9 protein-coding genes and 1 pseudogene are annotated in these 12,164 nt (G+C 49.8%); 2 read left to right on the top strand and 8 right to left on the bottom strand.

Annotated features, from left to right (window positions below; translation table 11 throughout):
• Positions 1-8: 8 nt before the first annotated feature.
• From GXP22_08600 to GXP22_08570, 7 genes are all read right to left on the bottom strand, one after another.
• Positions 9-1,811, bottom strand: a complete 1,803-nt coding sequence (locus GXP22_08600; protein NOX09528.1) for a long-chain fatty acid--CoA ligase — start codon at positions 1,809-1,811, stop codon at positions 9-11.
• Complete coding sequence (locus GXP22_08595; protein ID NOX09527.1) at positions 1,804-3,900, bottom strand: crotonase; 2,097 nt, start codon at positions 3,898-3,900, stop codon at positions 1,804-1,806. Before GXP22_08595 ends, GXP22_08600 begins: the two co-directional genes overlap by 8 nt.
• Entirely contained in the window at positions 3,897-5,207 is a 1,311-nt protein-coding gene (locus GXP22_08590; protein NOX09526.1) for an acetyl-CoA C-acetyltransferase, read from the bottom strand. The genes GXP22_08595 and GXP22_08590 overlap by 4 nt, the downstream gene beginning before the upstream one ends.
• Positions 5,208-5,224: 17 nt before the next feature.
• On the bottom strand, positions 5,225-7,483 hold the full coding sequence (locus GXP22_08585) for an acyl-CoA dehydrogenase (GenBank protein NOX09525.1): 2,259 nt from the start codon (positions 7,481-7,483) through the stop codon (positions 5,225-5,227).
• Complete coding sequence (locus GXP22_08580) at positions 7,480-8,424, bottom strand: hypothetical protein (GenBank protein NOX09524.1); 945 nt, start codon at positions 8,422-8,424, stop codon at positions 7,480-7,482. Before GXP22_08580 ends, GXP22_08585 begins: the two co-directional genes overlap by 4 nt.
• A gap of 104 nt (positions 8,425-8,528) precedes the next feature.
• Positions 8,529-9,428, bottom strand: coding sequence for a (2E,6E)-farnesyl diphosphate synthase (gene ispA / locus GXP22_08575; GenBank protein NOX09523.1), 900 nt, complete (start codon positions 9,426-9,428; stop codon positions 8,529-8,531).
• Positions 9,429-9,436: 8 nt separating this feature from the next.
• The gene (locus GXP22_08570) at positions 9,437-9,676 is read right to left on the bottom strand and encodes an exodeoxyribonuclease VII small subunit (GenBank protein NOX09522.1); all 240 of its coding nucleotides are present in this window, start codon (positions 9,674-9,676) and stop codon (positions 9,437-9,439) included.
• Positions 9,677-9,866: 190 nt separating this feature from the next.
• Between GXP22_08570 and GXP22_08565 the strand changes: the two are divergent.
• Both GXP22_08565 and GXP22_08560 read left to right on the top strand, forming a co-directional pair.
• A pseudogene (locus GXP22_08565) lies at positions 9,867-10,158 on the top strand (hypothetical protein).
• A gap of 396 nt (positions 10,159-10,554) precedes the next feature.
• Complete coding sequence (locus GXP22_08560) at positions 10,555-11,952, top strand: Ig-like domain-containing protein (protein NOX09521.1); 1,398 nt, start codon at positions 10,555-10,557, stop codon at positions 11,950-11,952.
• A gap of 84 nt (positions 11,953-12,036) precedes the next feature.
• Here GXP22_08560 and GXP22_08555 read toward each other — a convergent pair whose 3' ends face one another.
• Positions 12,037-12,129, bottom strand: coding sequence for a hypothetical protein (locus GXP22_08555; GenBank protein NOX09520.1), 93 nt, complete (start codon positions 12,127-12,129; stop codon positions 12,037-12,039).
• Positions 12,130-12,164 lie beyond the last annotated feature (35 nt).

Below are 12,164 nucleotides of genomic sequence, written 5' to 3'. Positions count from 1 at the left end.
GCTAGTCGTTAATGCCCACTATATAGCGTAGCGATACTGTCCTGATAATGATCTTCAATCGCTTGACGTCTAGACTTCATGGTTGGGGTCATCATGCCATTTTCAATCGTCCAGGGATCTAATATAGCCTTGATGGTGTAGATTTTGGCATAGCCAGGGAAGTGATCCAGTTTTGCCGTGATATGTTGCAGTAATTCCTGTTGAACGCGCTCATCATCAAGGCTGATGGTTTGTTCCGGATCCAGGGCAAGGTGAATTACTAGTTTCCTCCATTTTTCTTTATTCAGAACCACAATGGCAGATAGGAAGGGTCGACCCTCACCGATGATGATGATCTGCTCGAACAGGGGGTCTGTACTAATGGCGAGTTCCATATCAGCAGGTGGAACCTTTTCACCATTGGAGAGTACAATGATGTCCTTGATGCGGCCAGTAATATAGATGCGTCCGCTATGAATCTCGGCGATATCACCAGTATGTAACCAGCCCTCTGCATCAATAATCTCACCAGTGGAAATCTCATCCTGGTAGTAGCCCAGCATTACACCGGGGCCACGCACCAGTAATTCACCGTTATCATCAATGTGAGTTTCCACCTCGGGCAGGGGTTGACCGACGCTGAACGGGTCATTGTCATCCAGTCGATTAGTGGAGACTACCGGGCTGAGTTCGGTCATGCCATAGCCCTGACTGATGGTGATGCCAAGACCAATGAAGGTGCGGGCAATAGCGTTGGATAAGGGGGCGCCACCGCTAACTGCCAGACGCAGTTGTCCACCCAGTTTGGCACGAATTTTTTTTGCCACCAGGGTGTTGAGCAAAGGCCATAGTAATTGAGATGCTGACCAACTCGCTCTGCCCTGTGAGATCAGAAATCGTCTCCAGCCCACGTTTACTGTTTGCTCGAATAGTCTGCGGGCAAACGGCGGTTTTTCGGTTAGTTGTAATTGAATCTTGTTATAGATCCGTTCAAAGATACGTGGCACGGTGACCAGGATGGTTGGACGAATGATCAGTATGTCTTCGGCAAGTTGTTCGATAGAACGGGAAAAGGATACGCTGGCGCCCACCAGCATAGGCAGGTAATAACCGGCGGTACGCTCAAACATGTGCGATAAGGGCAGGAAGGAGAGAAACATATCGTTGCTATAGAAATGATCGCAGCGTTGGGCGCTATCGGCATTCCACAGGATATTGGCATGACTGAGCATTACGCCCTTGGGGTTACCTGTGGTGCCGGAGGTATAGACGATGGAGGCCAGGGTATCATTGGGTACATTCAGTCGTTCCAGTGCCGCACCATTAGTGGGTAGCCAGTTGGCAAGATCTTTCAGACGTGTGTCGTGTGCGTTATCAATGGGTGTGAGGGTTACGATGCGTTGAATCGTTTGCATACTATTGTAGACAGCGCATAGACATTGCCAGTGTTTATTATGTTCGATCAACAACACTTTGATCCTGGCGTTTTGCAGTATATAGCTGATATTGTCGGGACGGTCATTGGTATACAGAGGCACTACTACCAGTTGCAGAGACAAGGCAGCCTGTTCGAACATGATCCACTGGGGACTGTTACGCACCATGATGGCAACGCGATCGCCGATCTGTAAATTCTCTGCGGCCAGTGCGTTCTTCCAACGGGTAAGCTCGTTGGCAAGCTGTTGCCAACTCAGCTCGCACCATTGATTGTCCTGGCTGTTAAAATAACGATAGGCGAGGCTATCGGGGCTACGTTGTACGCGTTCCAGTAATAGGTTGTGCAGGTTGCCAATACCTTTGGGTGCAATGATATCCTGCTGTGGATTAGTCATTACCGTTTTCCCGGTCTTGTTCAAGTTGACTTTGGTGCGCAGTGCGCACCCTACCGGATAAATATTGCTGCCAACCGCTGGCAGGGGCAAAGCGTTGACCGTGGCGCTGTTGCAGTTGTTGCAGTTCTTCATAGACCGACTGGGCACCACGTTCCTGTAGATAGTGCATGGGGCCGCCACGGAAGGGGGCAAAACCAGTACCAAAGATGATCCCGGCATCAGCCAGATCGGCATCTTCCACGATGCCATCATGCAGGCAGGCAATAAGCTCGTTGATCATGCGCAGGATGAGTCGATCCTGGAGATCGTCAGGTGGGGTATAGCCTTTGTCCGTAGATGGCTTGACCATCTTTCCTTGTTTGAATGTATAGAATCCCTGACCTATTTTTTTACCCAGCTGACCACGTTCAACCCGTGTTCTGAGTATGTCGGGTACTTCGATATTCATATCTTGCGCAAGAATATCGGCTACCTTCAGACAAATATCGAGGCCAACAGTATCGGCCAGTTCAATTGGGCCCATCGGCATACCAAAGTCAGTCGCGGCATCATCAATGACCTTCAATGGGACACCCTCTTCAGCGAGCATCACGGCCTCAATCAAGTAAGGCATCAGTACGCGATTGACCAGAAAGCCGGGGCTGCTAGTGACGGGCAGGGGCAAGCGACTGAGTGATTTGGCAAAGCTGTTGGTACGTTGCAGATTCTCATCGCTGCTATTACTACCACGCACAATCTCAATCAAAGGCATTTTGGCAACCGGGTTAAAGAAGTGTAGACCCACTAACCGTTCCGGTTTTTCCAGTGCCTCGGCCAGTGTCTCTAGCGGGATACTGGAGGTATTAGTGCATAGCAGTGCATCGGCTTTCATCTGCGGTTCGATCTGGCGGAATAATTCACGTTTGACCTCAGCATCCTCAAAGATAGCCTCGATGACTATATCGGCGCGTGCCAGTGCATGTCCGTGTGGGTCGGGCATCAATCGATCCAGCGTACTTGAGATTAAACGCGATATTTTCAAACGTCTTTTATAAAGACTGTGGGCGCGTTTAATAACGTGTCCCAGAGTCTCGGTATCACGATCCTGTAGGCTCACATGGTAGCCTTGTAAGGCACACCAGGCAGCAATATCACCACCCATGACACCGCCGCCGATAACATGTACATATCGGGGTTTGTTATGCTGTTTATGTCCCAACCCCTTAAGTCTCTCTTGCAATTTAAACACCCGGATCAGATTTTGTGCCGTTTTGCCTACCAGTAACCTGGAAACCGATATGGCTTCTTCACGCAGCATCTGTTCACGATCATCGGCATGGTGTTGCCATAGATCAATCAATGCATAGGGAGCCGGGTAGTGTCCGCAAATGGCTTTTTTGGCAACCGTCTTGATCATGTATCTTGCAATCCATGGTCGCAGCAGTTTGTGGTTGAGTAGATTCAGCCACCAGGGTAGAGCTTTCTTTTTTGGCGGTTGACGTAAGATATTACGCGTAGCATTTATCAACTGGCGTTTGGCTACGGCAAAATCAATCAGGCGTATCTTTTTCGCCGCACGCGCTGACAGGCTACGGCCAGTGAGCATGATGTTTAATGCCGCGAGGGGCCCTGTAGCCTCCAGAGAACGTACCGTACCTCCGAAGCCGGGGTGAATCCCGAGCCGTACCTCCGGCAGACCCAAGCGGGTATCGAGGCTATCTTCGGCGATGCGATAGCGGCAGGCAAGAGCCAGCTCCATACCGCCACCAAGACAGTAGCCATTAATCAGTGCAATGGTCGTGCAGTTGAGTGTTTCAATTAGTTTGAATATGCGCTGTCCACGCTGGATGGCTTTCAGGGCGGCATCCTGGGATTCAAAGGCGGTAAATTCACCAATGTCGGCACCGGCAATAAAACCGTTTTCCTTGGCTGAACGAATCACCAGTCCCTGCGGTGGATGCTTGTGTAGATGCAGAAGGATATCTTCCAACTCGCTCAGAACCTCGGCAGAAAGGGTGTTAGTTGAGCTATCCGCCTTGTCCAGAGATAGCCAGGAAAATCCCTCTTCATCCGGTTCAAGTCGCCAGTGTTGGTCTGTTTTGTTATTCATGTCTCGAACCTTTCAATTAGCATCGCACCACCCTGACCACCACCAATGCACAGGCTGGCAATACCCCGCTGTGCCTGTTTACGTTCCAGTACCGAGAGCAGATGCAGGACAATGCGCGCACCACTAGCACCGACCGGGTGACCTAAGCTGATACCACCGCCATCAATATTAAGGCGTTCTTGGTCGATGCTGCCAAGTGCGGTCTCCAGCCCTAGTTCTTTACGGCAGTAATCTTTATCTTCCCAGGCGCGTAGACAGGCAATGATCTGGGCGGCAAAGGCCTCATTGATCTCCCAGTAATCAATATCTTCAAGTTTTAGCTGCTTGTTCTGGAGTAATTGCGTGACGGCGTGTACGGGACCTAACCCCATCTGAGCGGGATCTAGTCCGGCCCATTGACAAGCCTTTATCTCGCCACGTACCTTCAGGTTATATTTTTCTACCGCTGTGGTGCTGGCGAGGATCAGTATGCTTGCCCCATCGGTGATCTGCGCACTGTTGCCAGCAGTGACAGCACCAAAGGGACGATCAAATACCGGCTGTAGATGACCCAATTTTTCTACCGAGGAATCCTCGCGTACACCATCATCGTGGCTATAGACCTTGCCGTGGGTATCGTAGAGCACCTCGATTTCGGATAAATAGCCTTCCTTGATAGCCTGTGTCAGACGTTGGTGACTGCGTACCGCATAGGCATCCATTTCGTCACGATTAATATTAAAACGGTAGGCCAAATTTTCTGCGGTTTGTCCCATGGATAGACCGACAATGGGATCACTTAGACCACACAGTAGACCGATAACGGGTTTGAAAAAGGCAGGGCGTAATTGTCCTAGCACTTGTAGTCGCTGAGGCAGAGTTTTGGCGCTGTTCCATGCCCCCAGCCAGTTCACCATAGCAGTATTGAACAATACCGGTGCATGGCTCATTGCCTCTACACCACCGGCGAGTATCAGATCTGCCTGACCACTACGGATGTTAGCAGCGGCACAATCCAGTGCCTGCATACCCGAGGCGCAGTTACGTTGCACCGTCCAGGCGGGGGTCTGTTCGCCACAACCCAGGCGCAGGGCAATCAGGCGGGCAATATTGACCTCATCCGGGCCAGGCATGACACAGCCCATAATGATCTCATCGAAGGCATCGGGTTCAAAGGGTTGGCGTGTCAGCAGTGGCCGAGCACAAGCGATAGCAAGTTCAGTGGCATGGAAGGGGCCGGGTTTGTTACGCACTTTGAGTTGCGGGGTACGGCTGCCATCAACGATATAGACGGTGCGTTCGTTATTGCTGTTATCCGTTTCCGTCATGTTGGTTTTATATCCCGTTATTGAACTGATTTATTCTGGAAGTCATCGACCTTGATGACGGCTGTGCGTGCGGCATCGGCTGTACGAATGAGTTCGGCATCCTGCTCAGTAATTATAGCTTCTTTAATCCCGGCCTGGAGCATCCCTTCGATGCCATGATAATTGACCTTGTAGTCGTGCAGGCCTTGACGCAGTTTATGTTCAGCATCCTCTGCCTGTATGACCTTGATCAAGGCATCTTCCAGTCGGGAGATTGATTCGTTTCTTGCGCTGGGTAGATAGATGCCATCAGTGAGACGGTCGCGCCCATTAGAGGGGCTTAGTAATTGCTCGGCAAGCTGGTGTCCGAGTCGGTCATCGGGTGGTGAGAAATGTTGTCCTAACGGGAAGATTATCGCGCGCAGTAAAAAGGCGAGTGGGCGGTTAGGCAGGTTTTGCAATAGTCCGTTGATGGCTCGCTGGATCTCTGATAGTGAATATTGGCAGCTCCAGTGTAAAAGAGCCTGATCTGATTCCGGACAGCCTTGATCCTCGAAGTGTTTGAGCGCTGCTGAGGCAAGATACAGGTGGCTAAGTATGTCGCCGAGTCGTGCCGAGAGTAATTCCTTGCGTTTCAGGGTGCCACCCAATGTGATCAATGCGGCATCGGTGAGCAGGGCAAAGGCAGCACTCATGCGGGTGAGGTGCTGGTAGTAGCGGCGACTGGGGTTGGGGGCATGGATAGAGATTAGGTGTGAACCGGTGATGGCATGGAATAGGCTACGGAGGCTGTTTTTTATCACAAAGCGTATGTGGCCGAACAGTGCGCGATCAAATTTTTCCAGTGACAATACAGGGTCTTTTTCATTCAGGGCCTCCATTTCCTTGAATACATAAGGGTGACTGCGAATCGCCCCCTGACCAAAGATGATCATGCTGCGGGTGAGGATGTTGGCACCCTCTACAGTGATGCTGATAGGAATGCCCTGGTAGGCGCGTCCCATGATATTGCGTGGGCCAAGACAGATACCCGCGCCACCAAGGATATCCATGGCATCGTTGACGACCTTGCGCATACGTTCGGTGAGGTGGTATTTGACGATTGCTGAGATCACCGAGGGCTTTTCACCTTGATCCAGTGCGCAAGCCGTGAGGGTGCGTGCGGCATCCATCATATAGGTATAACCAGCAATACGAGCCAATGCCTCTTCAACTCCCTCGAAGCGACCAATAGGCATTTTGAACTGGGTACGAATACGCGCATAGGCACCCATACTACGCGCTGCCAATTTGCCTGCTCCGGTACTCAATGCCGGTAGGGAGATGCCGCGACCATCGGCGAGACATTCCATCAGCATGCGCCAGCCCTGACCAATGCGTTGCTGGCCACCGATAATCCAGTCGAGGGGTACAAAGACATTCTCGCCGCTATTAGGGCCGGTCATGAAGGGGATGTTAAGTGGGTTGTGGCGACGACCAATATTCACCCCCTCAGTATCGGTGGGGATCAGTGCCAGGGTAATGCCACGATCGGTTTCTTCGCTTAACAGCTTATCAGGGTCGTAGAGTTTGAATGCCAACCCCAGCAGGGAGGCAACCGGACCTAAGGTAATATAGCGTTTTTCCCAGGTCAGGCGCATACCGAGCACATCTTTTTCCCCCTGAAAATCCTGTCGATAGACAATGCCGTAATCGGGGATGCCCCCAGCATCACTTCCCGCATGGGGGTTAGTCAGTGCAAAGCAAGGAACCTCCTCACCTGATGCCAGTCGTGGCAGGTAATGATTCTTCTGTTCCTCGGTGCCGTACTCCAGTAGCAACTTGGCTGGCCCCAGTGAGTTGGGTACCATCACGGTGACCGCCGCGGTGATACTACGGGTTGATATCTTCATGACAATGGCAGAATGAGCGAGAGCGGAATAGTCCAGGCCGCCGTAAGACTTAGGGATGATCAGGCTGAAGAAACCATTATTTTTAATAAAGGCCCAGACTTCGGGTGACAGGTCCTCGCGTTGCTCGGTGATTTCCCAGTCGTTGAGCATAGCGCACAGTTGGTCTACCGGGCCATCGAGAAAGGCCTGTTCCTCGGCGCTTAGATGAGGGGATGGCAGTTGACGGAGTTTATCCCAATCGGGTCGACCACTGAATAATTCACCGTCCCACCATACCGAACCAGCGGCCAGTGCCTCACGTTCAGTTTGTGACATATGCGGTGTTATTTTTCGGAACATCTTTAATAGTGGTGCAGATATCCGACGTAGCCGCCAGCTTTGCTGATGTCCGGACTGTGGGCTCATGGTTTCCCCCTGGATGCGTCCGGCTCTGTTGCGGATATTGTGCCAGTTGACTCTAACTCTTCCGAGGGAGTTCTGGATTTAGCGCAGTCTGCTGCCGGGGTGTTGGTGGTTTCGGTGGTGTAGCAGTCATCCGGGTTATTGCAATACAGATCGGCATTGGCCCAAGGTAGATGGCGGTAGAGGGATAGATCGTTGAGGTTGAAAAAAGGGTATTTTATAATATCGAAATAGGGTGAAAAATCAAAGTCGCGTGGTGTTAGCAGGCGTGGATTACGCTGGTACAGGTGAATCTTGTTATCAGCTGTCTTTTCGGCAAAGGGCAGGATAGGGAAACGTACCGTCTGGAAGGCCTCTCCAATCATGGTGGAGCACACAGTACGAGTCTGTAGGCCTGGTTTATGTGAAAATAGGCAAGAACGCCAACGGCGTGGCAGGATATTATAGGGGAGCATGAAACGCGCCAGATCGAGCAAGTGGCGAATATCGTAATCACTGCCCAGTCGGTTGATTGCGTAGCCGACCACTGTGCGCGTATCTTCGGGTGATAGTCCATTGGGTCGGCAGATGCGTATATGTTCCTTGCTGTATTTTTCCAATGGATAAATAACCGTGCCTTCGCCAAGCAGTGCCTCAATAATATAGGGTTTACCCATTTCCAGATGATATTCATTGACCAGTGTTTTCTGTAGAGCAGGATTTTCCAGTTCGTAGAGATGACCAATGTAAAGTGCCGAATGAGTCCAGGGGCTTTGGGTGATGGTCTTGATGACCTCCGAAACACGACTACGTCCCTCGATCAGGATGACATCACCCGGGCGAACTTCATAACATAGACGATCAAAGCTGGAGAGTGGTGCAAGATTTAGATTAGACGTGGATTCATGGTTCAACCAATGGGTGAAGGCGTGTAGCAAACGTTTTTTGATACCAAATGTCACCATGGGCTTTTCTTTATCCTTAAATTAATTAAAGGAAACGTGTTGTTGCCGTAAATTATAGACCATTTTGTTGTATCAAGGTTGTTGGTGCGCAGTGCGCACCCTACCTAATGATCACGTTCGATAATATGGGCAGATAACCAACGCAAAGGATCAGCACGTTGATCCAGTTCTTGCAGGCTGTTGATCGCCTCCTGATGCAATTCCAGAGCTTGCTTGCGCGCCTCGCCCAGACCCAGCAGTGCAGGATAGGTTGCCTTGTTCAATGCATGATCACTGCCAACGGTCTTGCCTAGCACCTGGGTATCACCCTCTTCATCAAGAATATCATCCTGAATCTGGAAGGATAAGCCGATACATTTAGCATAATGATCCAGGCTTTTAATGATTGACTCATCGGCTTCCTGTGGCTGGCAGAGTGCTCCTAACAGGACGCTTGCCCTGATTAGTGCGCCCGTCTTGTGGATGTGCATATTCTCTAGTTCGGTGGCATTAATTTGTTTGCCGGTAGCTTCGAGGTCAATTGCCTGCCCGCCCACCATGCCCCTGGATCCGGCAGCATGCGTCAGAGTTTGTAGCATACGCATGTTGATAGCGGCATCGCTACTATCACCATATTCTCCGGCAAGGATTTGAAAGGCGAGGGTTTGCAGTGCATCGCCGGCAAGTATTGCTGTTGCCTCATTATATTTGATATGACAGGTGGCACGACCGCGACGTAGATCATCATCGTCCATGGCAGGCAAGTCATCGTGGATAAGTGAGTAGGCATGGATGAGTTCAACGGCACAAGCAGGTCTATGTAATCTCTCTTCTGTTACACCGAGGGCGCGACCACTGAGATAGACGAGTAAGGGACGAATCCGTTTACCACCATTGAATACCGAGTAACGCATGGCCTGATGCAAGCTGGATGGATGAATTTTGGGGTCAGGGAGATGTCGTTCCAGTGTCTGATCAACCTGTTGTGCGTAATAGTCTAGTAACGGTTGTAACTGAGGGTTCATAAGTTTTATCAGATGTTTTCCGGATTAAATGCTTCGGCTCTCTGCTGACCATTTTTTTCCAACAGGATCTCAACCTTTTGTTCGGCTGATTGTAGAGTCTGTTGGCAAATACGGGTTAGCTCAATGCCTCGTTCAAAGCTATCCAGAGATTGTTCCAGATTGATCTCGCCACCCTCCATTTTCTCAACCAGGTCAACCAGGACCTCCAGTTCCTTCATTGCCTGTTCAAAATCGAGTTCTTTTTTCATTTTTTTAGCCACAGCGTACCTCTGGAGGTTCCTTAAGGAGCCTTTGATTATTGACCTGTGTAAGTTAACTCAGGGGGGGATTACAGGTCAATGGCTTTATTATGGCAAGGAATGCCAGTGGAAATGTATCAGCGTATATACATTATCATCCTGAACAAACTCTACTTTATCAGATAATTGATAAATATTACGACGACTTTCATTACTACATGGAAAAGTGCGTTATTAATTGAAGACACCGTACAAAGATGGCACAACCCATGTGATATTTGAGCTGGGCGCAACGGCTAAAACGGGTATTCAATATTGACATCGAAACCTGTAGTCAATGTGGTGGAGCGATGAAGGTTATTGCCTGTATAGAAGATCAGGTGGTAATTGATAAGATACTATCTCACTTGAAAGATAAAGAGACGGCTTCAGTAGATACTGTTTGTTTGCCAGAGTCTCGTGCACCGCCACAAAAGAGTTTATTTGATTGATATGGGAATATGATGTGTTGCATGATGCTGCGAACTTAAAATAGTCGGCAGGTTTACCTGTTGGTTTTTGTGTGAGAATGGATAAAAACCGGTTGCAAAGAACGGTTGGAAGGGTAAAGAATTCATTGAGTTTATGAAAAAAGCTGGGGATTTACAGGTTTAGTGAGTTAGTGGGTTGAGATTTGATCTGGACTTTTGGTAAAAGGGTGTTTATTCTTCCTATACTTTTAGGGGCGGTGTTTATACTTCATTGCACTTCAATCAGTGGACTTATACATCGCAATAGGGAGAAATTCAATGATCGCCTGCAGAACAATATCGACAAAATGGAAGTTATGTCTCTGTTTATTTGTACCCATTTTCTTATCAGCATGTAATAAAGATTCAGGAAACAAAGTGGATACAACTCCACCAACCGTCAGCAGCACCTCTCCTGTGGCTGCCGCCACTGCTGTGGCCCGCAATAACATTCTTACCGCAACCTTTGACGAAGATATATTTGCTGTAACGGTCAATGCAGCCAGCTTTTCGCTGGCAAAATCAGGATCGGGTAATATTAGTAGCACCGTTAGCTTTGATGGCGTAAATAATGTGGCGAGTTTAATTCCAAATCGTAAGCTTGCCGTCCTCGCTTCTTATACCGCGACGTTGAGCACCGCGATCACAGATCTTAGTGGTAATGCCCTGGCTGTCAATTACAGTTGGTCTTTTACCACTGCCGATGTTGCTTGGAGTACCGCCGAACTGATTGAAACCAACAATGCAGGGGATGCGGATAGTCCTCGAGTTGCCTTTGATGGCAATGGCAATGCCATCGCGGTGTGGTCTCAATACGATGGTGCCCGCGATAATATTTGGGCCAGTCGCTTTGATGGTACCAGTTGGGATGCCGCCGAACTGATTGAGACCGACAATGCAGGGGATGCATATGGTCATAAAATTGCCTTTGATGGCAACGGTAATGCCATTGTGGTGTGGTCTCAATACGATGGGGTAAGTAATAATATCTGGGCCAACCGCTTTGATGGCACCAGCTGGGGTGCTGCCACGCTGATTGAGACCGACAATGCAGGGGATGCATATAGTCCTGTAATTGCCTTTGATGGCAATGGTAATGCGCTTGCGGCGTGGTTTCAATCTGATGGTGTGCGCAATAACATCTGGGCCAACCGCTTTGATGGCACCAGCTGGGGTGCTGCCACGCTGATTGAGACCGACAATGCAGGTGGGGCATCTGCTCCTAAAATCACCTTTGATGGAAATGGAAATGCCATCGCGGTGTGGCATCAATCTGATGGTGCGCGTAGTAATATTTGGGCTAACCGCTTTGATGGCACCAGTTGGGGTGCTGCCACGCTGATTGAAACCGACAATGCTGGGGAAGCCGTTTTTCCTGACATCGCCTTTGATGGTAACGGCAATGCGCTTGCGGTGTGGAGTCAATCCGATGGTATTCGTGCTAACATCTGGGCTAACCGCTTTGATGGTACTAGCTGGGGTACTGCCACGCTGATTGAAACCGACGATGCTGGGGAAGCAGTTTTTCCTGACATCGCCTTTGATAGTAATGGCAACGCACTTGCAGCCTGGCATCAATCTGATGGTGTGCGTAATAACATCTGGGCCAACCGCTTTGATGGTACTAGCTGGGGTACTGCCACGCTGATTGAAACCGACAATACCGGGGGCGCAGGTTATCCTCAAATAGCCTTCGATGGCAATGGTAATGCCCTCGCGGTATGGTATCAATCTGATGGTGTGCGTAATAACATCTGGGCCAACCGCTTTGAGTAGGCTTACTTGTATCACTCCGAACCGGGGTCTCAGATCCGTTTTTTGGCTCTGACCCCATCGAGCGCGATGGTAGTAGGGTGCGTACTACGCACCAAAGCTAATGTCACCGCCCTCCATTTTTTCAACCAGGACCTCCAGTTCCTTCATTGCCTGTTCAAAATCGAGTTCTTTTTTCATTTTTTTAGCCACAGCGTACCTCTGGAGGTTCCTTA

The organism is Gammaproteobacteria bacterium (genome assembly GCA_013151035.1).
Classification (GTDB): domain Bacteria; phylum Pseudomonadota; class Gammaproteobacteria; order JAADJB01; family JAADJB01; genus JAADJB01.
The sequence above is the reverse complement of the archived record's forward strand: the minus strand, read 5'-3'. Positions and strand labels throughout refer to the sequence as shown.